27 protein-coding genes and 1 tRNA gene are annotated in these 25,486 nt (G+C 60.9%); 10 read left to right on the top strand and 18 right to left on the bottom strand.

The window, feature by feature from the left end:
* Positions 1–359: 359 nt before the first annotated feature.
* Complete coding sequence (locus tag ACK3SC_RS16085; protein ID WP_416841207.1) at positions 360–1,532, top strand: hypothetical protein; 1,173 nt, start codon at positions 360–362, stop codon at positions 1,530–1,532.
* Positions 1,533–1,622: 90 nt separating this feature from the next.
* On the opposite strand, the gene ACK3SC_RS16080 is transcribed toward ACK3SC_RS16085, so the two are convergent.
* Both ACK3SC_RS16080 and ACK3SC_RS16075 read right to left on the bottom strand, forming a co-directional pair.
* Positions 1,623–1,997, bottom strand: coding sequence for a hypothetical protein (locus tag ACK3SC_RS16080; protein ID WP_416841246.1), 375 nt, complete (start codon positions 1,995–1,997; stop codon positions 1,623–1,625).
* Between the two features lie 59 nt (positions 1,998–2,056).
* Positions 2,057–2,395, bottom strand: a complete 339-nt coding sequence (locus tag ACK3SC_RS16075; protein ID WP_416841206.1) for a hypothetical protein — start codon at positions 2,393–2,395, stop codon at positions 2,057–2,059.
* A gap of 317 nt (positions 2,396–2,712) precedes the next feature.
* Here ACK3SC_RS16075 and ACK3SC_RS16070 point away from each other — a divergent pair, with 317 nt between their 5' ends.
* Positions 2,713–3,903, top strand: coding sequence for a redox-regulated ATPase YchF (locus ACK3SC_RS16070; RefSeq protein WP_416841205.1), 1,191 nt, complete (start codon positions 2,713–2,715; stop codon positions 3,901–3,903).
* A gap of 54 nt (positions 3,904–3,957) precedes the next feature.
* Positions 3,958–4,323, top strand: coding sequence for a hypothetical protein (locus ACK3SC_RS16065; RefSeq protein WP_416841204.1), 366 nt, complete (start codon positions 3,958–3,960; stop codon positions 4,321–4,323).
* 66 nt (positions 4,324–4,389) lie between these two features.
* Here the strand turns inward: ACK3SC_RS16065 and ACK3SC_RS16060 are convergent, their stop codons facing one another.
* Positions 4,390–4,992, bottom strand: coding sequence for a GNAT family N-acetyltransferase (locus tag ACK3SC_RS16060; protein ID WP_416841203.1), 603 nt, complete (start codon positions 4,990–4,992; stop codon positions 4,390–4,392).
* Positions 4,993–5,137: 145 nt separating this feature from the next.
* Positions 5,138–6,451: a 5'-deoxyadenosine deaminase gene (locus ACK3SC_RS16055; RefSeq protein ID WP_416841202.1), complete on the bottom strand. Its 1,314-nt coding sequence runs from the start codon at positions 6,449–6,451 to the stop codon at positions 5,138–5,140.
* A 132-nt stretch (positions 6,452–6,583) separates the two neighbouring features.
* Between ACK3SC_RS16055 and ACK3SC_RS16050 the strand changes: the two genes are divergently transcribed.
* Positions 6,584–6,985, top strand: coding sequence for a universal stress protein (locus tag ACK3SC_RS16050; RefSeq protein WP_416841201.1), 402 nt, complete (start codon positions 6,584–6,586; stop codon positions 6,983–6,985).
* Between the two features lie 203 nt (positions 6,986–7,188).
* On the opposite strand, the gene ACK3SC_RS16045 is transcribed toward ACK3SC_RS16050, so the two are convergent.
* Positions 7,189–7,263: transfer RNA gene (locus ACK3SC_RS16045), tRNA-Glu, on the bottom strand.
* 84 nt (positions 7,264–7,347) lie between these two features.
* Positions 7,348–8,505 carry an amidohydrolase family protein gene (locus ACK3SC_RS16040; protein ID WP_416841200.1) on the bottom strand — a complete coding sequence of 386 codons (1,158 nt, stop codon included), beginning with the start codon at positions 8,503–8,505 and terminating at the stop codon, positions 7,348–7,350.
* Positions 8,506–8,644: 139 nt separating this feature from the next.
* Between ACK3SC_RS16040 and ACK3SC_RS16035 the strand changes: the two genes are divergently transcribed.
* Positions 8,645–9,382 carry an SDR family oxidoreductase gene (locus tag ACK3SC_RS16035; RefSeq protein ID WP_416841199.1) on the top strand — a complete coding sequence of 246 codons (738 nt, stop codon included), beginning with the start codon at positions 8,645–8,647 and terminating at the stop codon, positions 9,380–9,382.
* Between the two features lie 78 nt (positions 9,383–9,460).
* Here the strand turns inward: ACK3SC_RS16035 and ACK3SC_RS16030 are convergent, their stop codons facing one another.
* From ACK3SC_RS16030 to ACK3SC_RS16020, 3 genes are all read right to left on the bottom strand, one after another.
* Entirely contained in the window at positions 9,461–10,255 is a 795-nt protein-coding gene (locus ACK3SC_RS16030; protein ID WP_416841198.1) for an MOSC domain-containing protein, read from the bottom strand.
* The gene (gene psmA / locus ACK3SC_RS16025) at positions 10,256–10,993 is read right to left on the bottom strand and encodes an archaeal proteasome endopeptidase complex subunit alpha (RefSeq protein ID WP_416841197.1); all 738 of its coding nucleotides are present in this window, start codon (positions 10,991–10,993) and stop codon (positions 10,256–10,258) included.
* A gap of 124 nt (positions 10,994–11,117) precedes the next feature.
* A complete protein-coding gene (locus tag ACK3SC_RS16020; protein ID WP_416841196.1) occupies positions 11,118–11,300 on the bottom strand; it encodes an HVO_2922 family protein in 183 nt (60 codons plus the stop codon).
* 251 nt (positions 11,301–11,551) lie between these two features.
* On the opposite strand from ACK3SC_RS16020, the gene ACK3SC_RS16015 reads away from it, so the two are divergent.
* Complete coding sequence (locus ACK3SC_RS16015) at positions 11,552–13,933, top strand: S8 family serine peptidase (RefSeq protein ID WP_416841195.1); 2,382 nt, start codon at positions 11,552–11,554, stop codon at positions 13,931–13,933.
* 65 nt (positions 13,934–13,998) lie between these two features.
* Here ACK3SC_RS16015 and ACK3SC_RS16010 read toward each other — a convergent pair whose 3' ends face one another.
* Positions 13,999–14,760, bottom strand: a complete 762-nt coding sequence (locus ACK3SC_RS16010; RefSeq protein WP_416841194.1) for a hypothetical protein — start codon at positions 14,758–14,760, stop codon at positions 13,999–14,001.
* 161 nt (positions 14,761–14,921) lie between these two features.
* Positions 14,922–17,177, bottom strand: a complete 2,256-nt coding sequence (locus tag ACK3SC_RS16005; RefSeq protein WP_416841193.1) for a hypothetical protein — start codon at positions 17,175–17,177, stop codon at positions 14,922–14,924.
* 375 nt (positions 17,178–17,552) lie between these two features.
* On the opposite strand from ACK3SC_RS16005, the gene sufB reads away from it, so the two are divergent.
* Together sufB and ACK3SC_RS15995 are read left to right on the top strand one after the other, a co-directional pair.
* Complete coding sequence (gene sufB / locus ACK3SC_RS16000; protein WP_416841192.1) at positions 17,553–18,986, top strand: Fe-S cluster assembly protein SufB; 1,434 nt, start codon at positions 17,553–17,555, stop codon at positions 18,984–18,986.
* Between the two features lie 57 nt (positions 18,987–19,043).
* Positions 19,044–19,523 carry a hypothetical protein gene (locus ACK3SC_RS15995; RefSeq protein ID WP_416841191.1) on the top strand — a complete coding sequence of 160 codons (480 nt, stop codon included), beginning with the start codon at positions 19,044–19,046 and terminating at the stop codon, positions 19,521–19,523.
* Between the two features lie 17 nt (positions 19,524–19,540).
* Here ACK3SC_RS15995 and ACK3SC_RS15990 read toward each other — a convergent pair whose 3' ends face one another.
* The 3 genes from ACK3SC_RS15990 to thyA are packed head-to-tail and all read right to left on the bottom strand — an operon-like array spanning position 19,541 to position 21,296.
* Positions 19,541–19,750, bottom strand: a complete 210-nt coding sequence (locus ACK3SC_RS15990; protein ID WP_416841190.1) for a DUF4177 domain-containing protein — start codon at positions 19,748–19,750, stop codon at positions 19,541–19,543.
* The gene (locus tag ACK3SC_RS15985) at positions 19,747–20,301 is read right to left on the bottom strand and encodes a dihydrofolate reductase (RefSeq protein WP_416841189.1); all 555 of its coding nucleotides are present in this window, start codon (positions 20,299–20,301) and stop codon (positions 19,747–19,749) included. Before ACK3SC_RS15985 ends, ACK3SC_RS15990 begins: the two co-directional genes overlap by 4 nt.
* Positions 20,298–21,296, bottom strand: coding sequence for a thymidylate synthase (gene thyA, locus ACK3SC_RS15980; protein ID WP_416841188.1), 999 nt, complete (start codon positions 21,294–21,296; stop codon positions 20,298–20,300). Before thyA ends, ACK3SC_RS15985 begins: the two co-directional genes overlap by 4 nt.
* A 140-nt stretch (positions 21,297–21,436) precedes the next feature.
* Between thyA and ACK3SC_RS15975 the strand changes: the two genes are divergently transcribed.
* Positions 21,437–22,018, top strand: coding sequence for an MBL fold metallo-hydrolase (locus tag ACK3SC_RS15975; RefSeq protein WP_416841187.1), 582 nt, complete (start codon positions 21,437–21,439; stop codon positions 22,016–22,018).
* Between the two features lie 21 nt (positions 22,019–22,039).
* Here ACK3SC_RS15975 and ACK3SC_RS15970 read toward each other — a convergent pair whose 3' ends face one another.
* Together ACK3SC_RS15970 and ACK3SC_RS15965 are read right to left on the bottom strand one after the other, a co-directional pair.
* A complete protein-coding gene (locus ACK3SC_RS15970) occupies positions 22,040–22,798 on the bottom strand; it encodes an SDR family oxidoreductase (protein ID WP_416841186.1) in 759 nt (252 codons plus the stop codon).
* A gap of 252 nt (positions 22,799–23,050) precedes the next feature.
* Positions 23,051–23,341 (bottom strand): DUF5827 family protein, encoded by a 291-nt coding sequence (locus ACK3SC_RS15965; protein WP_416841185.1) that lies wholly within the window; start codon positions 23,339–23,341, stop codon positions 23,051–23,053.
* A 148-nt stretch (positions 23,342–23,489) separates the two neighbouring features.
* On the opposite strand from ACK3SC_RS15965, the gene ACK3SC_RS15960 reads away from it, so the two are divergent.
* Positions 23,490–23,906, top strand: coding sequence for a hypothetical protein (locus tag ACK3SC_RS15960; protein WP_416841184.1), 417 nt, complete (start codon positions 23,490–23,492; stop codon positions 23,904–23,906).
* A gap of 182 nt (positions 23,907–24,088) precedes the next feature.
* Here ACK3SC_RS15960 and sod read toward each other — a convergent pair whose 3' ends face one another.
* Both sod and ACK3SC_RS15950 read right to left on the bottom strand, forming a co-directional pair.
* On the bottom strand, positions 24,089–24,688 hold the full coding sequence (gene sod / locus ACK3SC_RS15955; RefSeq protein ID WP_416841183.1) for a superoxide dismutase: 600 nt from the start codon (positions 24,686–24,688) through the stop codon (positions 24,089–24,091).
* 138 nt (positions 24,689–24,826) lie between these two features.
* Positions 24,827–25,432: a DJ-1/PfpI family protein gene (locus ACK3SC_RS15950; protein ID WP_416841182.1), complete on the bottom strand. Its 606-nt coding sequence runs from the start codon at positions 25,430–25,432 to the stop codon at positions 24,827–24,829.
* Positions 25,433–25,486 lie beyond the last annotated feature (54 nt).

Raw genomic sequence — 25,486 nt, 5'->3', positions numbered from 1 at the left:
CGACTCACCGACTCGAGAGCAACAGCACGCGCTCGAATCGAGTCGGGTCACTACGTACGCACTACACAGAGAGACATCACTCTACACAGAGACACCACCCTATACAGAGGCATCACTCCACCGCCAACGCAGTTAGTTTCGAATTTGACGACTCTGCACGATAGTCGTCAGCGGGAGAGCAACCATCCGGTGGACAACAATAAGCTCGATGGACTTGTATCGCTGAACTCGGCAGTGAAAATGGGAGAAATCGACAGAGGAAAGCCCGATTCAAGACTGTTCAAATAACGTGAAATTCAGCGAAAACCGAAGTCACGATTGACCCCTTTTACCGTATCGGGGTTAGAAGGAGAGGTTGCATGCGCGGCAGCAAACTCATCACAGCAGTCATGGTCATTGCGATGCTGACCGTCGCGATGGTCCCCGGGGCCGTCGCCGCGGCAGATAGCGACCAGTCCCTCCAGGTCAGCGTCGAGCAGGACGCTGAAACGGGCAACGCGACAGTGACCGTGACGCAGAACGATACGAACAACACGACCGTCGATAACGCGACGGTCGTCGTCGAGTCGAGCGCGAACTACAGCGGCAACGACACGTACCAGACGGACGCGGACGGTACCGTCGAACTTCCCAACCCAGACGAACGCGTGAACGTCACGCTGAACGTCTCCACTGAAGATGGGAACAACTCGACGACCGTCGAGGCAGAACTCATCCCGCACAGTGAGTCGCTCGACATCAGCGTCGATACCGACGACGCCAACGACACGGTGACCGCAACCGTCACGCAGTACGGCGACGCAGTCGACAACGCGACGGTGAAGGTCAACGGCACTGACTACGACAACACCTCGAGTGAGACGGACGAAAACGGCACCGTCTCGTTCGACGAGCCGATGAACACGACGAACCTCACGTTCGTCGCCAGCGCCAACAACGAGACGGCTGAGACCACCGTCGAAGTCAGCGGCATCGACCTCGCACTGTCGGTCGAGAAGGTCGACAACACGACCGTCGTCATCAACGTCACGGAAGACGGCCAACCCGTCGAGGATGCGAACGTCACCGTCACCGGTGACTACACGGATGCTGGCGACTACGAGACCGACGAGAACGGGACGGTCGACCTCGCCGCTCCACTCCAGAACAACACGACGATCGAAGTCACCGCCGAGTACGAGGGCGACACCGTCTCGAAGACGGTCACCTTCGACGGTGAAGTCGCGGAAGACGACCCATTCGGTGCGCTCGTCACCAAGTTCATCGAGCGTCTCAAGCAGAACACCATCGAGGGTCCGATGGGACAGAAAGTCTCGGAGTTCGTGACCGAGCACAACCCCGGTAAGGCGGACGAGAAACGTCCAGACCACGCTGGAAAGAAGGACAAAGGCGAGCAGGGTCCACCGGACCACGCGAAGAAGGACGCTGACGCAGAAGACACCGAGGACGACTCCGAAGAAGACGACGAGTCCAAGAACAACGGCACGGACAAGGACAAGTCGAACAAGGGACAGGGCAGCGGGAACGACTAACGCTTTCTCTTCGACCGAATCTTTTCTCGAACCCCACGTGAACCCGAGCGACGCCGCTGTCGAAGCGGTACGCGACGAGTAGGTGACCGGTCACTCGGTCGAATCTATCTTTTCAGCGTCGACATCGCCAAGGGTGCTAACTCTCGCCGCTGAAACGTCGAATCGCTCGACTGCGAGGGTTGCGCCGACGACCACGAGTTCGTCGTCGACGCGTGCGGGTGCACCGCTCGGATACCACGCCGAGTCGTCGGTGGCACGGACTGCAGAGCGAAGCGAATCGCGAAGTCGCCGTTCGGCGAACACCGTCGAGACGAACGCGAGCGACGCTGCGAGCGTGACACCGCCACTATCGAACGTCGCAGTCGTCGATTCCTGTCTGGCCGTCTCCAGCGCACCCGCGAGGGCGAACGACTGTCTCGCGTTGCGCTCGTCTGCGAGTCCTTGCGAGAGCGCTGTATCTTGCATCGCTCGAATCGCCGTTTCGGTCGTCAGTTCGGAGTCGCTCACGAGTGTCGAATTTGAACTCAGGCCGTTTCGAACGACGGCGTCCGAAGCGTGTGGTCGACGAGTGTTTCGTCGGGGCGGAGCGTCACCGTGCCGAGGAACACTGTCTCACCGTCGGGGGCCTTCGAGGCGATGGTACTGAGGACTTCCTGTTGGTCGAGTGTGCGCCACGTGATTTGTTCGACGAGTTGCTGGAACGCGTCGGGGTCCGTCCATCCGGAGTCGATGTCGGACGGAACGTTGACCACGAATCGAAGTTCGGTCTCCGTGACGTGGATACCGACGCCGAAGGTGTCTGCCCCCTGTGTCTCGTCGGCCGTCGTCGCATCCGCCGCAGGCATCTCGTCCGAATCGGTCATTGGCGGGTGTCGGAGACGTGAGGACAAAGATGCACCGAACACAGAGAACTGTGACCGGACGACAGGGAAACGTGACTGGACGGCAGAGAACTGTGACCGGACGACAGGGAAACGTGACTGGACGACAGAGAATTGTGACCTCGGTGGGAGGCCAGTCTCACGGTTACGTGGAGTTACAGACCCATCAGTGGGGAACTACCCCCCGAGTTGCATCCCCAGAACCACCAGTTACGGCCCTGTGAGTGTGATAATTCCACGCAAAGGACGAACGAACGTCGAACCGTTATTAGCGTTCGACTCGGCAGTCCGACCAACGAATGAGTTACAAGATCGGTCTCGTCGGAAAACCGTCCGTCGGGAAATCCAGTTTCTTCAATGCGGCGACGATGAACGACGTGCCGGAAGGCGCGTATCCCTTCACGACGATCGACCCGTCCATCGGTGAAGCGTACGTTCGCGTCGAGTGTGCGGCCCCGGAGTTCGACGAATCGTGTACGCCCTCGGTTGGCTACTGTGACGACGGAATGCGGTTCGTCCCTGTCAAACTCGTCGACGTTGCGGGACTCATCCCCGGTGCGCACGAGGGCAAGGGCCTCGGAAACCAGTTCCTGACCGACCTCAACGAGGCAGACGTACTGGTCCACGTGGTCGACTTCTCCGGTGAGACGGACATCGAAGGCGAGGCCACCAAGGGTCACGACCCGCGCGAAGACATCGACTTCCTCGAGAACGAACTCGACATGTGGTATCTCGGCATCCTCGAGAAGGGTATCGACCGATACCGCTCTGGCTACCACGGCGAGGAGAAAGATATCGAAGTCGACCTCGCAGAGCAGATGTCCGCGTTCAAGACGAACAAAGACGAGATCAAACAGGTCATCCTCTCGCTGGACATCGGTCTCGACCCCGACGAGTGGGACGACGAGGACAAAGAAGCGCTCGCCCGCGAGATTCGCAAGCGAACCAAGCCGATAATCATCGCGGCCAACAAGATGGACAAACCGGCCTCACAGGAAAACTACGAGGAGATAACGTCCGACCCCGACTACGCCCACCTCACCTTCACGCCGACGAGCGCGCACGCGGAGAAGGCACTGAAGAACGCCGACGAAGGTGGTGTCGTCGACTACCAGCCCGGCGCGGACGACTTCGAAATCGTCGGCGACGTGAGCGACGAGCAGGAAGCGGGCCTCGAACAGATTCGTGAGTTCATCGGCGAATACGGTGGCACGGGCGTCCAGCAGTCCCTCGAGATGGCGCTGTTCGACGTGATGGGTGCGATTGCCATCTTCCCCGGCAGTGCGAACGGGAAGTCCGACTCGCAGGGGGTCTTCCGAGACTGCTTCATCCTCCCCGAAGGGTCGACCACGGAGGACTTCGCGTACCACCTCCACTCCGACATCGGCGACGGACTCCTCCACGGAATCGACTGCCACTCGAAGCGACAGATCGGCTCTGACCACGAACTCGCACACCGCGACGTGGTCGAAATCATCTCGACAAACTGACCTTCACGAGACGCAACCGCAACACGGTTATACACGGGGATTCAGGGGCCCTGTATGGGTGAGGCAGAACCGTCAGCAGGGTCACTCGATGTCGAGATTGGGGGTCTCGGCGGTGAAGTGACGCTCGCAGACTTGTTTCCACCAACGTGGGTCGAGTCACATACAGATTCGACATCTATCGACAGATTCGTCGACGACAGTGAGTTCGAAGTCTCCGACCAGGAGTCCTTCGAGTCCATTCCGACCCACAAGTGGGACCGATACGTTGATTCACACACCGAGTTCGACGACTGGCAGTCGATGCTGTCTGCCGCTGTCGAACGCTACGTCCTCGAACGGGCGGGAACTACCGGCAGCGATAGCGACAGCGACGCCGACGAACCTGACGCAGAAAGCGAGTCGGCCGAGGCACGAGCGTAACGTCCCACCGAGACGAGCGTACCGTGCCGCCGAGTCTACCGACGACGTTGTACTCGTAACTCGGAACTACTGTGTGGTGTCGTCGATTACATCGACACCGCGCGCAAGCGCTTCGTTCCACCACTGACGAGTCTGTGCTGTCGCCACCGAGAGTGGGTCGTCCGGGTCGTCGGGGTGTTGACGCAGTTCGAGGGACCACCACTCGACATCGTGCCACGATCCGTGTTTGTAGCCCATGCGGTCGAAGACACCTGCGCGTTCGAATCCGAACGATTCGTGAAATGCGATGCTGGGTGGGTTCGGCGTCGTGATGACGGCGTACGCGACGACGTAGCCCTGTCGTTCGAGAATCTCCAACAGTGCTGTGTACAACCCGCGAGCGACACCACGGCGCTGGAAGTCGGGGTCGACGTAAATCGACGTTTCGACCGCCCATCGGTAGGCGTCGCGCTCGCGAATGGGGCCGGCGTAGGCGTATCCGACGACCGACCCGTCGATTTCACAGACCAACCACGGGTGATGTGTCTTTTTTCGGAGTTTGGTTTCGAGGTCTCCGATGCTCGGCGGGTCAGTCGCGAACGTAATCGCAGTCTCTTCGACGAAGGGTTCGTAGATAGCGCGGATGGCAGAGAGGTCAGACTCCGTCGCGGCGCGGAGGCGAACGGCCATACAGAGGGTGGCGTCGTGCGGAGTGATAGATGCGACGATGAAGGCAGGGACGAAGCGGCCGCAGGGGTGGAACGGAGTGGTCGCAGAGGAAGGAAAGAAGCGGTCGCAGGGGTAGAACGGAGTGGTCGCAGACGAACGCAGCGCGTCAGTTCTCTGGTGCGACCGACTCGATGGTCGCAGCGTACGCTCGTGCCCGGCGGCGGATATCGTCCGCATCTGCCCGAACGTGTTGCCCGTCGTCGTAGAGAACCTCGCCATCGACCATGGTGAAGACCACGTCGTCGCCGTGGGCCGAAAAGACGAGATGTGAGAGTACGTCGTGAAGCGGTGTCGCGCGCGTCACGTCGGTCGTGAGGCCGACGATATCTGCTTTCCACCCCTCACGGAGACAGCCGACGCGGTCGAATCCGGCGGCCTTCGCACCGTTTCGCGTCGCCATCTGGAAGACCGTCGCAGCAGGTGTGTTCGTCGGGTCGAGTGAGTCGACTTTCTGGAGGAGACTGGCCTGTCGCATCTCCGTGAATGGGTCGAGCGTGTTGTTACACGGCGGGCCATCGTTCCCGAGGGCGACGTTGATACCGCGTTCGAGGTAGTCCGAGATTGGTGCGATACCCGACGCGAGTTTCATGTTCGACGACGGGCAGTAGGTGACGTGCGTCCCAGTCTCTGCGAGCACCTCACGTTCGCTCTCGTCTGTGTGGACACAGTGGGCGAGGACGACATCCTCGCCGGTGATGCCGACTTCGTCTAACCAGTGGATATTGCGCATCCCGGTCTTCGCTTCGACGGTTGCAACCTCGTCTCGGTTCTCGCTCGCGTGCGTGTGGATTCGAACCCCGTCGTGCGCATCGACGAGCTCGCGCACGCCACGAAGACACTCCTCTGAGCAGGTGATGGCAAAGCGCGGCGTGACCGCGTACTGGAGACGGCCGTCGAACGAGTCGTGATAGCGCTCGATGAGTCGTTCGGACTCGGCGAGTGCCGCATCGGTGTCTTCTTGCAAGTCGTCGGGCGAGTTCGCGTCCATCAACACCTTCCCGATTCGGCCACGGATACCCATCGCGCCTGCTGCGTCGAAGGCCTGGTCGGCGTGTCGAACCGAGAGATGGTCGATGACCGTCGTCGTCCCCGACTCGATACATTCGAGATAGCCCAGTTCCGCGGCGACACGCATCCCGTCGGCGTCGAGGCCGGCTTCCATCGGGAGGACGTGGTCGAACAACCAGTCGAGCAGCGAGGCATCGTCTGCGATACCGCGTCCGAGCGACTGGACGGAGTGAACGTGCCCGCCGACGAGTCCCGGCGCGATGATGTCCAACTCACGTCGCTCGTGGGAGGGGTACGTCTCGGCGAGTGACGCGCTGTCACCGACTGCAACGATGTGGTCGTCCACTGTGACCACTGCACCGTCTTCGATGATGGTGGTCGCGTCCGCAACCACCGTTCCGGCGAGTAACATCCTCGTTTGGATAGTTGCGCCGTAGTGAAATACCTGCGGAACTGGGTGTCGACCGATGTTCCGTCAGGGAGTAAAAACCACCCCCGGTTTCGTGGGTACCGAAGCACGGGATTACGGATACCACGTTACAGTATGTACCGCGTACTCGTTCCAATCGGCAACGACGACGACCGCGCGCTTCGACAGGCGCGGTTCGTCACCGACCAACCGTACGACCTATCAGAAGTCGAAGTCGTGCTGACACACGTACTCCGAGGCGAAGAGAAAACTGCCCCGCCAGCGATGCAGACGCCAACCCGCGTCGGAACCGTGAATCGAGCGAGAGAACACCTGGAAGCCCACGACGTGAGTATCACCATCGCTGAGGCGAGTGCCCCACCAGAAGACGGCATCCTCGACTTGGTCGACGAGATGGACGTCGACCACGTCGTGATGGGCGGACGAAAGCGCTCGCCCGCCGGAAAAGCCGTCTTCGGAAGCGTCACGCAGACGGTCATCCTCAAATCGGATGTTCCAGTGTCGGTCACTGGGTGAAGGACGATAGCTACTTACGAGTTTCCCTGCTTGGGATTCGAACGCTATGCAGTTCCTGCACGTGCCCACACTCGCTTCGCTCGTGTGAACCACGGTCGCTCCTTGCAGTCGCTCCCTGATTCGAATCCCTTCCTCCGCACACACGGACTCACAGTCCAAGCGACACGCGCAGCGGTCGCTTGGAAGATAGTTCGTCAGAGAAGTGCTCCGTCAGGGATTCGAACCCTGGTCATCACCGTGAGAGGGTGATATGATTGGCCGGACTACACCAACAGAGCACGTTGGTACACTCTGTGTTATCGCGTGGTTTCCTAAAAGGTTGTCGTTTCTCAGGGGCCGTGACACCCACTGCCGTATTGCGATTAGACCACTTTCGAACCAGCGCGATACACCTGCTCGGCCGTTCGCCACGCAGTTGCATCTTCGGTCGGGTCGGCGTCGAGGACGACGAGGTCGGCGACGTAGCCCGCAGAGACCTTCCCGACGTCGTCCAATCCGAGTAAGTCGGCGGCGCTGACCGTCGCCGCTTCGAGTGTTTCGGCGGGCGAGAGCCCGTATTCGACCATCAGTTCCATCTCGCGGAGCGCATTCTGGCCGTGGTCGTTGAACGGCGTCCCGGCGTCGGTGCCCATCGCGATCTTCACGCCGGCGTCGAGCGCGTGTTCCCACGCGACTTCGAATCGCTCGGCGGCATCATCGGCTTTTGCGACGGCCTCTGCTGGAATACCTGCCTCGGTTCCGTGCTCGACAATCTCGCGAACTGCGGACGCCGTCGGCACCCAGAAGGTGTCGTGTTCGACGAGGAGGGACGCCGCCTCTTCGTCCATGAACATCCCGTGTTCGATGCTGGAGATGCCGGCTCGGGCGGCGTTTTTGATGCCACGTTCACCGTGGGCGTGGGCCGCTGTCGGGATGCCTTTTGCACTCGCTGCCTCGACGAGTGCACGCATCTCTTCTTCGGTGAGTTCGGGCGCGCCGGTGACAGCACCTTCAGTGAGAACGCCGCCAGTCGCCATGCACTTGACGACGTCTGCGCCGCGTTTGAGTTGCTCTCGGGCGGCTTTTCGGACTTCGTCTGGGCCGTCCGCTTCCCGGCCGAACCAGTGGCCGTGGCCGCCGGTCATGACGACGTTCTCACCGGCGGCGAGAACGCGCGGACCAGGGACGTCGCCATCGGCAACGGCGGCTTTCGCACTCGTCGCGAGATTCCCCGACGACCCGAGGTCACGGACCGTCGTGACGCCTGCTTCGAGTGTCTGCCGAAGGCTGGCAGTCGCGCGGAAACACGCGCGTTCGACCGACTCGCGTTGGTACGACGCGACGTCAGGGCGGCCATCCATCATCAGGTGGACGTGTGCGTCGATGAGGCCGGGTGCGACGATTTTCCCAGAGATGTCGCGTGTCTCACCTTCGACGTCGTCTCCGACCGACTCGATTCGGCCCGCCGAGTCGTCGACGACGACGTTGGCGTCGCGGGAACCATCGGCGTCGACGACTCGACCGCCGGTGAGTGTGAACATATCTCCCTCAACCAAGCGGGACGATGTAAAGACGCTGGTGTGGTCGGGGGGCCCCCGGTGTGGACATCGCGGGTGAAAGTGGCGGCAACGTGCCACACCGAGGGAACCGTTGATTGTCGTGCCCGTCACATCGTCACACATGCGCGAGAATCTCACAGACAGGGTTGCACTCGTCACCGGCGCGAGCGCAGGCATCGGCGAAGCGACAGCACACGCGCTCGCGGACGTGGGCGCGAACCTCGTTCTCCTCGCTCGGCGAGAAGACCGATTGCTCAGCATCGCAGAAGCCGTCGAATCCGAACACGGCGTCGAAACGCTCGTCGTGCCCACAGACGTGCGCGACGAAGACGCCGTCGAGGCAGCGTTCGACCAGACCATCGAGGAGTTCGGCCGACTCGACGTCGTCGTCAACAACGCCGGCCTCGGTCGAGGGTCGGACGTGGAGTCGATGACGACCGCCGAGTACCGACAGATGATGGATACGAACGTCGACGGCGTCTTCTACATCTCGCGGGCCGCGTTGCCGCACCTCCGGGAGACGGCAGGAAACCTCGTCTTCGTCGGGAGTTTCGCCGGCCAGTATCCACGGCCGTTCAACCCGGTGTACGCCGCGTCGAAGTGGTGGGTTCGAGGATTCGCCCACAGTCTCGAAGGACAGGTCGGCGACGCCGGTATCGGTATCACCGTCGTCAACCCGAGTGAGGTACGAACCGAATTTGGGTCGGAAGACGGCGAATCGTTCGAAGTCAGGTTCGAGGCGGGCGAAGTCACCGAACCAGAAGAGATTGCGAACGCGATTCAGTTCGCGGCGTTGCAGGACGATTCGACCGTCAGCGAACTCGACCTCTACCGACGCGACAAGTTCAGCGGGTGGTAAGAACGGAGCCAGCGGGCGAGAAGAGCAGGGCTTGCAGACGATAAGAGCAGGGCTTGCAGACGATAAGAACAGGCCTGTTCAGTCTGTGACGACGTCACCGACGACGGCCGTGTCGCCGACGGTGAGCGTCTCCCCCCACGACGACTCGGAGACGACTGTGTTGACCATGACGCGGAAGTCGTGGTCGAACCAGTCGCCACCGGACCACGAGGGGAGCGTCTCACGACGCTTCGTTACGAACGTCTCACGGAATCGCGGTGTCTCGGACCCGGTGTCGGGGTTGCGAGTCGGAACGGCACAGCGCTGACAGGGATTGACTCCTTCGAACGAGACGCCCCCGACGGTGAACTCGACGCGTGTCGCTCGCCGGTCGAACAGGTGGTCTTCCCAGAATGGGTCGGGCGCGTCGAGTTCGAGGTTCGGGCGCAGCCGGCGACGCATCTCTGCGGTATCGATGTCGTCGTACCACGATGCGACTGCTTCGATCGTCGCCGTCGAGATGACGGTTGGTCCGCTGGCAGTGGTGTCGTCGGGGAATCCGCCTGCGGGGTCGTGTCGGAGTTTGACTGGATAGCCGAGGTACGCCGAGAGCCAGTCGTCTGCATCGTCGATTGGACCTTCGTAGTCGTCACGACCGGGTGCAGTGAGCCGAATCGTCCCGTCGTCGAGTGAGACGGAACTTCGGATTCGGAAGAGTGCTCGCTCTCGTTTTCCGTTGACGTAGTTCCCATCGCCGTCGAAGATGGCGTACGCTCGGTCGCCGGCGAGCGCGCCGTTTTCGACGATATCCGCGCGTTCGACGACCTCTGGGTCGAGTGACTTCACTGGGTAGATGGCGATGCGGTCCAGCGTCGCCTCGGACCCGGTCTGCATCTACGCCTCGTCGCCGTCGGCTTCGTCGGGGGCGGCGTCGGCAAACGCTTCGGCCAGTTCGTCTTCGCCGAGTTCGGTGTAGCCCGCTTCGGAGAGGGTGACCGCGTTTACTTCTTCGGCGGTGAGTTCGTCGTTGGCCGCTCGAAGCGCCGACAGCGCGAGTGCGAGTCCGTCGTCGAGCGTCAGGTCGTCGGTGTAGCCCGCTTCGAGTGCTTCCTGAATGTCGTTGCGGAGGCCGCCGATGGCGACTGCCTTCCACTCCTGCGGCGTCCCAGACGGGTCGGTCGCAAAGAGACGTGCGTCCCCGTTCTGGACACCGCCGATGAGGAGCGACGCGCCGAACGGGCGAGTGCCACCGGACTGGGTGCTCTCCTGGATGTTGTCCGTGAGAGCCTTCGTGAGCACTTCGACGGCGATTGGCTCGCCGTAGCGGAGTCGCTCACGCTGTGCGGTCGTTCGGGCGAAATCGATGAGTTTGCGCGCGTCGGCGACGTGGCCGGCACTGGCAGCACCCAGACGGTCGTCGAGTTTGTGAATCTTCTCGATACTCTTGGTCTCCATGAGCGACGATGGTGCAGACCGCTGGCCGACGAGGACGACACCGTCTGTCGTTCGAACACCAACGACCGGTGCGCCACGTTTGACGGCCTCGCGGGCGTACTCGACCTGATAGATACGGCCGTCTGGGGAGAACAGCGAGGTGCCGCGGTCGTAGGCTTGTTTGTCGTTTCGGTTCATCGGACGACTACCTCCTTCGAGAGGGCGACGTTCGTCATTACCAAGTGGTCGGAACCGGAGGCGGAAAAAGCCTCCACACCCGGCAGCGGTGTGGGGTTCACGTCACGAATCCACCGTCTCGACATCACTTCTCGACGACGGAGGCCTCTGGAACGTTGCGTTTCACGCTCTCGATGCCCTGTTTTGCCTTCTGTTTCGACGCGTAGCCTTCGCCGGAGTCGGCGAGAATATTTCCGTTGTCGTGGACGAGACGCCACCTGTACTCGCCATCGATGTCGGTGTACAACTCGAACCGAGCTTTGCTCATAGCTGTTAGAAGGTCGGCAGTCGGGTAAATCCTCACGGGTGAGTGGCCACGGCAGGCGTGTCGTGTCGTCGGATTCACGGCGGGTGTGTCGTATCGGGGGACTCACGACATGTGTGTCGTGTCGTCGAATTATTCCAGAAACATCAGTACTAGTATTCACTAGAACACACTAGAACATATAACTAATCTTTAAATTAATTCTATCTACATTTTCAGAGTAATTTATATATCTGTCTTCCGCTCGTTCGGCCGTGAACGAACGTCTCGATAACCTGAACGTCTCTCGTCGAACTGTTCTCCGTACAGTCGGGACCGGTCTCGCAGGTGTCGGTCTCGCAGGTGAGGTAACAGGACAACAACCGCCGGGGAGATACATCGTCGGAACCCGCTCGAAGAAGGGTGTTCGGGCCGCCCGAGCGAGCGCAAACGCGGTCGAACGCGAATTCGACTTCGGCGATATCGGATTTGCGGTCTCGGGAAGATTCTCCCAGCAAGCCCTCGACGCCCTCGCTGCCCACGCCGACGTCCGATACGTCGAACCGGACGGGGCCGTCGAAGCCATCGGTGAGGAACTCCCGTGGGGAGTCGACCGAATCGATGCGGACGTCGCGCACAGCGCGGGCCAGACCGGTGCTGGCGCGCACGTCGCAATCCTCGACACTGGCATCGACGCCGACCACCCAGACTTGCAAGCCAACCTCGGCGACGGATACGCCGTCGAATCGTGTCGCTCTGGCTGTACGACCGCGTGGGACGACGATAACGACCACGGAACCCACTGTGCGGGTATCGTCGGCGCAGTCGACAACACCGAGGGAACCATCGGCGTCACCACAGAAGGAACGATTCACGCTGTCAAGGTCCTCGGACGCTATGGCGCTGGAACGTGGTCAGGCGTCGTCGATGGCCTCATGTGGGTCGTCGAGCGCGGCTACGACGTCGCGAGCATGAGTTTCGGCGCGACATCGGCGTCCAGCACCCTCCGAGACGCCTGCCAGTACGCCTACGACAACGGCGTATTGTTGGTCGCTGCTGCCGGAAACGACGGTCCCTGTACAGACTGTGTCCTGTACCCTGCAGCCTACTCGACAGTGATTGCAGTGAGTTCATTGGGGATGGACGACGACCTGTCGTCGTTTTCCTCGTCCGGGCCCGAAGTCGAACTCATCGCCCCGGGAACCTACATCTACTCGACCGTCATCGATGGCTACCAGTACTTCTCCGGCACCTCGATGGCGTGCCCACACGTCGCCGCAGCGGGTGGCCACCTGATGGCGACTGGCTACTCGAACACCGAGGCACGGACACGACTTCGGGAGACGGCAGAAGACGTCGGCCTCCCAAGCACTGCCCAGGGGTACGGCCTCGTCGACGTCGAAGCAGCACTTGGGTCGAGCGACGCACCTGATACGTCGATTACCGTCACGACAGACACAGCGACAGGCATCACCGAGACGGAAGCGACGCTGAACGGGGCGGTTTCGGACCTCGGTGGCGCAGAATCAGCGACTGTCTCGTTCGACTATCGACAGCAGGGAGCCTCGTCGTGGGCTTCGACGCAAGGACAGACCAAGTCGTCGACGGGCGGGTTCACCGAAACCGTGAGCGGTCTCGAAAGCGGCGTCGCCTACGAGTTCAGAGCAGTCGCGACCGCGAGCGACGGGGACTCGGATACGGGTCAAATATCGACGTTCGAGACGACAACCGACCCCAGTGTCGTCGTCTCGACGGGGTCTGCAACAGATGTCGGAGAGACGATAGTGACACTGAATGGGTCGCTTTCGGACCTCGGTGGGGCAGAATCAGCAACCGTCTCGTTCGACTACCGGCAGGGAGGAACCTCGTCGTGGACACAGACGGATACGCAGACACGCTCGTCTACGGGAGCGTTCAGTGAGTCTCTGAGTGGCCTCGAAAGCGGCGTTACCTACGAATTCCGGGCAATCGCGACCGCGAGCGACGGTGACTCGGATACTGGTCAAATATCAACGTTCCAGACGACGGTGGATCCCGGCGTGGTCGTCTCGACAGACTCCCCGACGAGCGTTGGTGAGTCGACGGCGACGCTCAACGGGACGCTCTCGGACCTCGGTGGCGCAAGTTCCGCGGATGTCGCCTTCGAGTGGGGCGAACGCGGCAGTGGCTTCCCGAACACGACGAGTGGCCAGTCGCTGAGTTCCACCGGTGCGTTCAGCGAATCTGTGTCTGGCCTCGCCAGCGACACCGAGTACGAATTCCGAGCAGTCGCCACCGCGAGTGACGGCGACACCGACACTGCCAGTGCGATAGTATTCACGACCGATGCAACTCCGTCGGAACCGTCGGAACCGTCGGCACCGACCGTCGAATCCTACTCCGTCAGCGAAGCGGGCAAGCGTGACCCGCACGCGGAGATAACTGCAAACTGGAGCGTCGCGGACGTCGACGGTGACCTCTCTGCCGTTGCAGTGGACGTCCTCGACAGTCGCGGGTTCGTGGTCGCATCGACACGCTCGTCGGTCAGCGGAGGCAGTGCGACCGGGTCTGACACGTTCAAACTCAAAAAAGTCGGATCGGCTACCTTCGATGTTCGAGTGACAGTCACCGACAGCGGCGGCCGAAGTGCAGTGCAAACTGCGTCCGTCACGTCCTAAGGGGTCGTCCGGACTCCGAAACTGCAGAGTCCAGTACCTGGGCTGCGAAGTCCAGCACCCGAGCCTCAGGCGACGTCTTCTTCGAGCATCGCGGATTCGACCTGGAACAGTTGCGTGTCGCAGTCCTCACATCGCGTGACGAGCACGTCCCACGACCGACAGCACGACTCTCGTGTCTCCTGGGCGAACGAGACAGTCCCGCCGCAGTTCGGACAGGTTTCGAGGTAGATACGAAGGCCTCGCGAGAGCGCACTTCGCTGGTCGACGCTGAGGTCGGTCCAATCTGTGACGCGGGTCGCGAGCACCGCGTCGGCGGCGAGGTCGGCAACCAGTGCCGCCTGCGATTCCCAGCGGCCGAGCTGCGTGCTATCGACGGTGGCCGTGTACCACTCGCCGATTTCCTCCAGCCAGAGGGCTGACTCGTCGACGCCGACTATCGCGGCCAGTCGCTTGTACATCAACGACTCGTCGGTCCGCTCGATTTCGCGCATCCAGTCGGACTCGAAGTCTGCGGTCAGACACAGGTCTTCGAGATCTTCGCACGGTTCGAGCGCGCCGGTGTTCTGTAACACCGATTCGATATCGAACTCCGTGCTGTTGTCGAGATTCACGGCGAAAGCGGGTTCGGGTTCCTTGTCGAACCAGCGGAGCACGCTGTCGGGGAGGTACGTCTTGGTGAGCGTCGGCGTCCCCGGAACGAGATAGCCGCGGGTGTAGATGACCGCCGCGAAGAGGGCGAACGAGGCGACGACGAGGGGTGCCCACACGAATCCGAGCGCGATGCTCACGACGGCAGCGATTGCCACGTTGACGATTGTGCAGGGCATACATCGGTTCTCGCCGGTGTATTCGGGTTGGCGGAACCGGTCTACGATTGCTAAACGTGTCATGTTATCTAATTGTACGAGTTCGTCTCTAGTTCGTCGTTGAAACCGATAAAGTTGCGTGCGAGAGACACTATCTCGTGTTCTCGCGGTGGTTCACTCGACTAGCCGTTCGTGGGGCGGGTGTCGAGGTCTTCGTCACAGACGCGGAAGGTCACGTGACTGACCGCAGTCTGCTTGCCGTTATTCGGGTGCAGGTTCGAACAGAGGCTTCCAGTCCACGTTATCGAGCCATTCGGTCCCACCGACTTCGACGGCGCAGTGTTGGAGTCGGTCGTTCCACACGGCCACGTGTAGGTGTTACCGGCGTCCTTGCCACCGCCACCCTTCACGAACACTTCGGTGACCGGGAAGGTCGATTCGAAGTCGAAGCAGACGAGTTCGTTTCCGTCCTTGTAGGTCGGGTTGGTGAACTTGACCTGTCCGCCGTTGCAGCTGAGCCACTTGTTGAACAGAATCTCGTTCTGGTCGTCGTCGTACCACTCGAACTTGCAGACGTCTCTGTAGGTGTCACAGATGCAGTTGAGGTCACCAGCAGTGAGTTCGCCGAGGAATCTGTCGCCGAAGCTGAAGACGACCTTCTCGGGTTCACAGCCACATGGCAGCCCAGAGAGGTCGATCGTCTTCGCCGGGCTCGCAGCGGTTAACTCGACGGTGTACGTGCCGTTGCACGTCGGACTGATGCCCGTTCCTTCGGGGTCAGCTTTCGTCGTCACTGTCGCCGTGACTGGGCGGCAATCGGCACGGAGTCCGGTTGCCTTCACGTCCACTGCGTCGCAGTAGAACGTCGCATCGAAGTCCGGTTTGCAGTCGAGGTCACCGGGTGCGTCGAAGGAGTACGCCGCCGGTGAGTCGGTGACTCTGTCTCCCTCGTACACGAGGATCTTCTCTGGCGTGCAGTAGCACGGGACCGTGAGCGTGGCAGACCACGCACCGCTGTCGTTCGTTCTGACGGTCGTCGATGTCAACTTGCAGGCATCGAACGTGGCTGCGACTGTGACCGGGCATCCGGGGACGCCGGTGCCAGAGATTTTGACCGTCTGGCAGTCGACAACTGGTCTGTTCGCAGTGATGCCACAGTTGGAGACGGTGACACGCTGGGAAGCGACGGGTGTGCCGGTGGCTCTGCTTCCCTTGTACACCCTGACGCCGGTTGGCGTGCAGTAGCACGGGACGTCGAACGTCACAGACCAGGTACCGCTGTCGTTCGCATTGACTGTTTTCGGTGTGATATCACAGTCAGCAGCGACTTTGACTGTGACCGGGCATCCGGGGACGCCAGTGCCCGTGACTCTGACCGTCTTGCAGTCGGCGGCAACCCTGGTCAGCGTGACACCACACGGGCCATCGGACGGCGCTACGTCGACTGTCTGGGACCCACCGTCGTACGTGAAGACGACTTCTTTCGGCGTGCAGTAGCACGGAACGTCGAAGTCGTAGCTTCCGGCGCTGTTGAAGGTGTGTTCCTTCGTGCCGCAGTCGTCTTCGACGAAGGACAACGTCGCCTTGATTGGACATCCAGTGATGAAACCGTCGGTGACTTTCGCGGTGACCGTGCTGCAGGTGCCGCTGGCTTCGACCGTGGGTTCACAGAACCCCGTCGGGAGGTCCGAGGTGTAGCCGTCGACGATGGTTCCACTCGACGTTCCTGTCAACGTCATCGACGTGGGCGTGCAGTAACATCTGCCCACGCTGGTCAGGTCGATACTGGCGGTAACCGCTCCAGCACCGTCAGCAGTGAACGACTCCGAGTAATCTGAGCAGTCGTGGAAACTGACCGTGAGCGTGACCTCTTCGTTCGGGTCGAGGCCCGTAACATCCACCTCTGCGAGCGTGCAGTTCAGGGTTTCACCGGTCGGTGTGGGACCACCGTTGCCGCCATCACAGCTGTGTTTGACCGTGATGTGGCTGATGTCCTTGCCATCTTGCGTACAAAGTTTCCCATCGACAGCAGCGGATAGATACGTACATTGCCCATCCCCTGAGCCTGCCTTGAGTGCGATATCTTCGACTTCTCCAGCAGAATCAGTCCAACTGATACAGCTTGAGTCTACGCGCGTGACGGTGATACTCGTCCCCGGGACGGTACACGTCTGACCGACCCCGAGTACGCTGTCGTCAATTTTACAGTACTCACACGGGTCGTCGTCGGAGGTGGTAAAGCACGCACTCGACCCACCGCCAAGTTCCTCACAACTACACTCCTGTACCGACGCCCCCGCCGTCCCAGCATACCCGCCGAGGACACCGACTGCTCCGACGGACTTCATCACGTTCCGTCGTGTGATTGGAACGTATCCGCGTGTTGATTTTTCGTCTGTCTCTCCTGTCTCGTCTGGATTCCGTTTTGGTTCTCCCATCTTGAATTGTCTCGATTTTGATAGTGTCTCCACTAGCGATTTGTACTCTCTACACCCCCCTACCACAGCTACCTACTATCGCATAATCAGGATACAACAGGTTGGTAAGTGAGTATGTGTAGATTAATTGTTATTAATTGTATGTTTGTGTGTAAGTGCGGAGATGGAGATTGTGATTGTTCGCTGACTATATTGTGAGCCGGATAGTGATTAAATCGTTGTCATCAACTGTGAACCGACGCGCCGGTGTCGAAACAGCCACTAACCAACTCAGAAACATTCTGGTCGTCGTGCTACTCATCGTCGCACGATTGTCTGGCGAGGTAGCTGTTGAGGGGCACCCTCATATCCACTGGGAACCCCTCTCTAGACGTTATGAGTTCCCGAGAGGAGCAGCACTTCGAGGAGGCGGACGTTCAAACCCGGTTCGACTTCAAGAAGGAACAGAAGGCCGCGTTCGTGGCCGAAAAAGGGCTCAACGAAGAGACCGTCCGAGTCATCTCTGCGGATAAGGGTGAACCGGAGTGGATGCTGGAGCGCCGCCTCCGCGCCCTGCGGATGTTCAAGGCGATGCCGATGCCGACTGGGTGGCCGGGGCAACCCGACCTCTCAGAAGTAGACGTCGACATCATCGTCCCGTACATCCGGCCCGACGTGGAAGTGCGGGGTGGCGTTCGCGACTGGAACGACCTGCCCGAGGATATCAAAGACACGTTCGACAAACTCGGGATTCCAGAAGCCGAGAAGAACGCGCTCTCCGGCGTCGGTGCCCAGTACGAGTCTGAAATCGTCTACCAGAACATGCGCGAGGAGTGGGAAAACGAGGGCGTCATCTTCATGGATATGGACAAAGCCGTCCGCGAACACCCCGACCTGGTCGAGGAGTACTTCATGACGAAGTGTGTGCCGCCGAGCGACAACAAGTTCGCTGCACTCCACGGTGCCATCTGGTCCGGCGGGTCGTTCGTCTACGTCCCCGAGGGCGTCACCGTCGACATGCCTGTGCAGGCGTACTTCCGCATGAACTCCGCCGGGATGGGCCAGTTCGAACACACGCTCATCATCGCGGAGAAGAACTCCGAAGTTCACTACATCGAGGGCTGTTCCGCACCCAAGTACTCGGCGTTCAACCTCCACTCCGGGTGTGTCGAAGTGTTCGTCAAAGAGGGCGCACACGTGCAGTATTCGACCGTCCAGAACTGGTCGAAGAACACGTACAACCTCAACACCAAGCGCGCAATCGTCGGTGCACACGGCCGAATGGAGTGGATTTCGGGGTCGATGGGCTCGAAAGTCACGATGCTCTACCCCGCGACGATTCTCAACGGACGCGGTGCGTCGGACAACCACATCACCATCGCCTTCGCCAGCGCGGGACAGAACATCGACACCGGCGCGAAAGTTTACCACAACGCCCCTGAGACGAAGTCCACGATCGTCTCGAAGTCTATCTCGCGAGGTGGTGGCCGAACCAACTACCGTGGACTGGTCCGCATCGCACACGGGTCGACGGACTCGTCGTGTTCTGTCGAGTGTGACGCGCTGATGTTCGACAACGACTCCACCTCGGACACGATGCCGCACATCGAAATCCACGAGAACAAAGTCGACGTTGCCCACGAGGCAACCGTCGGGAGAATCGGCGACGAAGACATCTTCTACCTCCAGTCACGCGGCCTCGACGACGAAGAAGCGAAGCAGCTGATCGTCTCCGGGTTCATCGAACCCATCACGAAAGAACTCCCAATCGAGTACGCCGTCGAACTCAACCGACTGGTCGAACTCGAGATGGAGGGCAGTCTCGGCTAGACTCGCGATATCGTATCTCACTCTGTTATTATTTTCTTCCGAATCGTCAGATTACGTATGCCTTCCTACTCGACAGCGGCACTCGTCGCTGTCTTCCTCGTCGGTGTCGTCCTCGGTGGTGCCGGCGTCGCCTTCGTCACACCCACCGAGACGACAACCTCTCCAACGTCGTCGATAGCCGCTGCGGCCGGGTGTCTCGCCCCCGACGAGACTGCTCCCTCGTCGTGGATTGTTCGGGTGCCCGCAGGCGACCAGACGACGTTCGCGTTCAACCGAACGTTCACGCACGAGACGACGGGTGTTCGAATCGACGGAACCGTCGATACTCCCGAATCCGGCGTCTACGTATACCGACTGACCACGACTCCCGAAGACGAGAAACCCTCGTCAGACGACTGCACGCCGCGAACGACGATGGACGCCGTCGTCTCGATTCCGAGCGACTACGAGTCGTTCACGGTGACCGTCGACGGCGAAGAGATGGTGACGATAGAAAACGACGGCTCGAACCCGCTATTTCGGACGATAGAAGGCTGAATTCCCCGCGCTTCGACTCACTGTTTCGGCCGCTTGAACACGAGCGCCGTTTGCCCGCTTCCCGCGCCTGCGCCGCGGGAGTCGGAGATGGTATCGACGAGTTCCCAGCCCTCACTACCGAGCGAGTCGAGTGCACCTTCCATCGGTGCGGTGTCGCCGCTGAAGAGGCCACCGTCGGTGGTTCGGACGATTTTGTACTCCCAGCGCGTCTCCTGTGTGTCGCTCACGACTGCGCCTCTCGGCGTTCGTATTCGACGAACGAGAATCCGTCTCGGGTGTCGCGGTCGGTTTCGACCCACTCGTCTCGGTTCCACGCGGGAAATCGCGTGTCTCCCTCGTGCGCCTCGTCGAGTTCAGTGAGAACCATCCCCGACGCCCGGTCGAGGAACTGTTCGTACACCGTCGCACCGCCGACGACGTACACTGTCTCGACGCCCATCTCGTTCGCGAGAGCCACGCTCGCGTCGACTGCCTCGGCTATCGATGCGGCGGTCTGTGCACCGTCTGGCACGTCGAGGTCACGACTCGTGAGGACGACGCTCTGCCGGCCCGGAAGCGGGCCGTCGAGGTGCCGAGCGATGCTCTCGTAGGTCTTTCGACCCATGACGACGGGGTGGCCCATCGTCGTCTCCTTGAAGTGCTGGAGGTCCTCTGGCAGATGCCACGGCATGTCGCCCTCGCGGCCGATGACGCCGTTGTCTGCAACGGCGGCGACGAGGACGAACTGGATAGACTCCTCGCCAGTCGTCGCCGTCTGGTCGCCGTCTTGGCCGCTCATTCGGCCACCGCGAATCGAATTCCTTCGGCAGGGTCGTAGTCGCGGAGGACGATGTCGTCGAACGTGAGGTCCGAGAGGGGAACGTCGGCAACGTCGAGGGTCGGTCGCTCACGGGGTTCGCGGGCGGCCTGCATGAGCAGTCCGGGGACGTGGTCGTAGTCTTCCTCTCCTTCGGCCTCTTCGGGCGCGGCGTCGAGCAACCAGTCGCGCACGTCGAGGTACTCTTCGCGAGATTCGACTGCTGCGAGTCGAGACTGGAGTTCGTCGAGGTTCTCGCCGTACCACGCGCCTCTGTCGCCGGTTCCGCAGTAGACGTGCGCATCGACGATGGTGTGGGCGAACTTCCCGAGTTCGAAGCCAGTCTGCTGGGCGACAACCTGTGCGAGGATGGCGTACGCCGCGAGGTTGAACGGAATCCCGAGCGCGATATCGCCCGAACGCTGGGTCAGGTGGAGGTTGAGTTCGTCACCCTGGACGTTGAAGACGAACGTGTAGTGACACGGCGGAAGCGTCGAGACGGCGGCGTTGGCCGGGTGCCACGCGTTGATGACCATGCGCCGGGAGTTGGGGTTCTCTTCCAGCGTGTCGAGGACGTACTGGAGTTGGTCGAACGTGCCTTCGTCGTTCATCCAGCGCTGGTCGTCGTCGGGCCACGCCTCGCCCGGGAGGCCGTCTTCTGGGACGGGGTAACGCCGCCAGAACCGCCCGTAGGCCGTATCGAGGTGACCTTCCTCGTCGGCCCAGGCGTTCCAGATACCCGTCTCCTCACGCAGGTTCTTGATGTGTTCTTCGCCGGAGAGATACCACATGAGTTCGTGGATGAGCGAGTTCCAGCGGAATCCCGAGAGGTCTTTCGTCGTGAGAAGTGGAAAGCCCTCCTGCAGGTCGACTTCGTAGTGTTTCGAAAAGCCGGAGACGGTGTCTACTCCCGTTCGATTCGGTTTGTGCGTGCCGGTGCCGAGAACGTCGGTGACGAGGTCGAGGTATTGGCGCATGGGTGGTGAGGGGGTGCCCGAAGGCGAACTGTCGTTGCTGTAGATGTGGTTGTTGCATCGTATAAGAAATCACGGGAACAGGTTAGCGTGTAAGCTATCGCCCCACAACAGGAAAGACCCCGCTCACCGTAGCGTTCTGCATGATTCACAACCTCGCGCAGGGAATTCGCGCCTTCACGTGCAACGTGTTCCTCGTAGAAGGCGACACTACCGCCCTCGTGGACGCCGGAGCCAACTTCGACATCGTGCCGAAGATTCGCGAGGTGACAGACCACCTCGACGCCGTCTATCTCACACACACGCACCCAGACCACATCGGAAACGTGGACGCCCTCCGCGACGCCTTCGACGTGGAGACGTGGGGCTATGACGCCGGTAACCTCGCCGTCGATAACCGACTCGAAGACGGCGAGCGCATCCAAATCGGTGACGACGTGTACGAAGCGATTCACACCCCCGGACACAAAGACGACCACCTCTGTTTCTTCTCACGCGGGTCGGGCGTCTGTTTCGCCGGGGATTTGGTCTTCGCCAACGGTGGATTCGGTCGCACCGACCTTCCGGAGGGAGACCGCGAGGTGCTCATCGAGAGCATTGACCGTCTCCGCCAGGCCACGGGCGACGAGGTGACCGAGATACACACCGGTCACGGGCCGAGTATCGTCACGCGACCACAGGATGACCTCGAACTCGCGGCGCAGGCGGCCGGCGTCAATCGCTAAGCGGGCACTTGCTCGTGTGGGTCACCGACTCGTGTACCCGCCGTCGACGGTGAGCGTCTCGCCCGTCGTGAACGACGCACCGTCGGAACAGAGCCAGACGACCGCCGAAGCGATTTCGTCGACGCTTCCGAGCCTGTTCATCGGGTGGAGTGCCTCGATCCCTTTGCGAGCCTCGGGATCGTCGAGCCCACCCGCCGCGAGAAGCGGCGTGTCGATGAAGCCGGGGCAAACTGCGTTGACGCGAATTCCCTGCTGTGCGTACTCCTGTGCGGCGGTCTTCGTCAACCCCACCACGCCGTGTTTGGATGCCACGTAGGCGCTGGCGTTTTCGAATCCAACCTTCCCGAGGATGGAAGCCATGTTGACGACGACGCCACCGTCACTCTCCAGCATCGCGGGAATCTCGTATTTTATCGACCGCCAGACACCGTTGAGGTTCACGTCGATAACCTGTTCCCACTCGTCGAACGAGAGGTCTGCCGTGGGTTTCTGTGCGCCGCCGATTCCGGCGTTGTTGCAGGCGAAGTCGAGCCGACCGTACTCGGAGACGGCCGTCTCGACCATGTTCGCGACCGAATCGTCGTCCGTCACGTCGGCCTCGACGAACGTGGCAGCGCCACCGGCAGCTTCGATAGCTGAGACGGTCTCTGCGCCGCCTTCGGCGTCGATGTCGGCGACGACGACGCTCGCGCCCTCCGCCGCGAACGCCATCGCCGTCGCCTGACCGATTCCTGAGCCTGCACCTGTCACTACCGCGACTGTCGAGTCGAACTGAGACATAGTCAGCCAGAGTATACAATGTGCTGACAAATATGTGTTAGTGCAGGTCTCGGTTCCTGAGAACAACGACACGGGCGTCAGGTGGGCTGATTCACCTCAGGACGGTCGATGCGCGTCATGTGGGCTGATTCACCTCAGGACGGTCGATACACCTCATGTGGGCTGATTCACCTCAGGCGGGTCGATGCGCCAAATCGACGGAGACAGCAGTTGTCGCTGTCTACCCTACCCGCGACGCGTCCGAAGACTCGTCTACTCTTCGTCTTCGTCGGCGACGAAATCGGGGTGGAGTCCGAAATATCCCGGGTCGTCGCCACGCGGGTCGTTGATGACGAACTTCTCTTCGTGCTGGATAATCCACGGAATCGTCCACTGTACGAGGCGGTCTTCGGTGTCCTCGCTGAGTTCTGTCGTCGGGTCGAGACCCTGTAACATCCGCGCAATCTCGGGGACAGTGTACATGTACTCGTCGTCGAGAATGTCCTGCGGGTCGTACAGCAGATACCCGTAGAGGGTGTCGAACTCGTCTTTTGGTTTGGGCATACAGAGGTTTCTCTGCCGACCGGCAAAACCCCGACGACCGACAGACGCGGAGTGAAAGTGTGACGGACCCGACTCAGTCCGTCAAATTCGGCAGAACGAATCGGACCGCATGCCAATACTTATCAATGGCGAGTGGGACACGTGAGCGATGAGTGATGCCTCCTCACGAATCGTCGAGGCTGTCCGTGAGTTCGGCGAAGACTCACTTCGAGACCTGTGGGTATTCGACCGACATGGATACGAACATCTGTACATCCGAGAGGACGTCGCCGACGCAATCGACTCCGTCGATGTCGCGAAGTTCATCGACAACGAACGATTTGGCTACATCACGAGAGACACGTACGAGGCGCTGTACTACGCTGACTATGGCTATACTGTCCGCGGATTCGACACGTTCGAGCAGTTCCGAACGTTCGTCGGTGAGCGACCCGTGGGTATGTTCGCCGGGTTCGACCGTGGGTCGGCTGGCCGCGACTTCTCCGTACTGAACGACCAGTTGCAGGCGATGGCTGAAGACATCGACTTCTCGACGCTCACGGCGACCGCGGACCTCTCCGACTGAGAGAACGTCCGCTCTTCTGTTTCTATTCCTCTCTTCCGCCTCTCTTCGTCTCCTTACTTCTCTTCTCTCCATTTCCGCCCCTCTTCGTCTCCTCTCTGCTCTGTGCTGCGGCTGGTCGGTCAGCCGCTACAGTCGCGACTCTGGGGTCGGCGTCTCCAAAAGAATTGTCAGGATGTGCGGGTCTACTCGAAGAGTTCGACGGCCTGCTCGTAGCGGGCCGACGGTTCTTCCCAGTCGACAACCTCGAAGAACGCGCTGACGAAGTCGCCGCGGGCCGGGCCGTAGTCGTGGTAGTAGGAGTGTTCCCAGACGTCCAGTGCGAGGATGGGGTGGCTGCCCCAGAGTGCGCCCTGGTCGTGCTTGTCGACGACGACGTTGCGAAGCTGGTTCGAGAACGAGTCGTAGACGAGAAGTGCCCAGCCACCGGCGGCACCGGCTGCAGCTTCGAATTCGCCCTTCCAGGCTTCGTAGGAACCGAAGTCCTCCGCGATGCGGTCTGCGAGTGCACCCGAGGGTTCGTCACCGCCAGCCGACGACATGTTCTGCCAGAAGAGGTCGTGCAGGATGTGACCGGAGCCGTTGTGAGTGACGCTGCGGAGTGCACCGGCGGACGAGCCGAAGTCGCCTGACTCGCGGTTCGCTTCGAGCGTCTCGTCAGCTGCGTTCCATCCGTTTACATAGCCCTGATGGTGCGTGTCGTGATGCCAGGTCAGGACCTGTTCGGAGATGTGAGGTTCGAGTGCGTCGTAGTCGTACGGAAGCGGGTCGAGTTCGTAGCTCATAGTGTAATATCCTCCGTATTGAGGGTCGGGCGGAATCCTGTTAAAACTTGAGGAGAGGTATGGTAGCATAGACCACGGAGTTAGCCGCCGCTGTCGGGTGTTTTTTCGGGGTCGCGGTCTCGCCGGTACGACATCCTGTCAGCCTTCGAACGGTGTCTCGCGCCGTTCGTACTCGATTTCGCTGGCGACCCGACTGGCGACGCGCTCACCGAACTCACGTTCGACGATGTGTAACGACAAGTCGAGGCCGGACGTTACTCCACCGGCGGTGAGCACGTCGCCGTCGTCGACGACGCGGGCGGCGACGATTTCGGCGTCCGTCTCACGTAAGTCGTCCAGAGCGCTCGCGTGTGTGATTGCAGGCCGTCCGCTGAGGATACCTGCTCGCGAGAGAAGCATCCCACCCGTGCAGACGCCTGCGACGGTGGTTCCTGCCTCGTGAAGCGCCGCGATTGCCTCGGGGACGTCACCTTTGTTCGCTTCTGCCCACGCGCTCTGTTCGGCCCGTGAGTTCCACCCGCCACCCGGGACGACGAGGAGGTCAGGCCGGTCGGTTGTCGGGTCGAGAACGGAATCGACACCGACGCGCATGCCGTGACTCGCAGTCACGATATCTCGGTCATCGAGCGTGACGAACTCGGCGGTACAGTCGACACCGAACGCGCCTGCGTTCTGGAACACCTCGAACGGGGCGACAGCGTCGAGTTCGTCGAACCCGCCGTACAGGAGAATAGCGACGTGCATGGATAGCACCTCGTGGGGTGAGACGATAGCGTTTCGCCACGACGATGCTGCGAC

This window comes from Haloferax sp. DFSO52, assembly GCF_048158745.1.
Classification (GTDB): domain Archaea; phylum Halobacteriota; class Halobacteria; order Halobacteriales; family Haloferacaceae; genus Haloferax.
The sequence above is the reverse complement of the archived record's forward strand: the minus strand, read 5'-3'. Positions and strand labels throughout refer to the sequence as shown.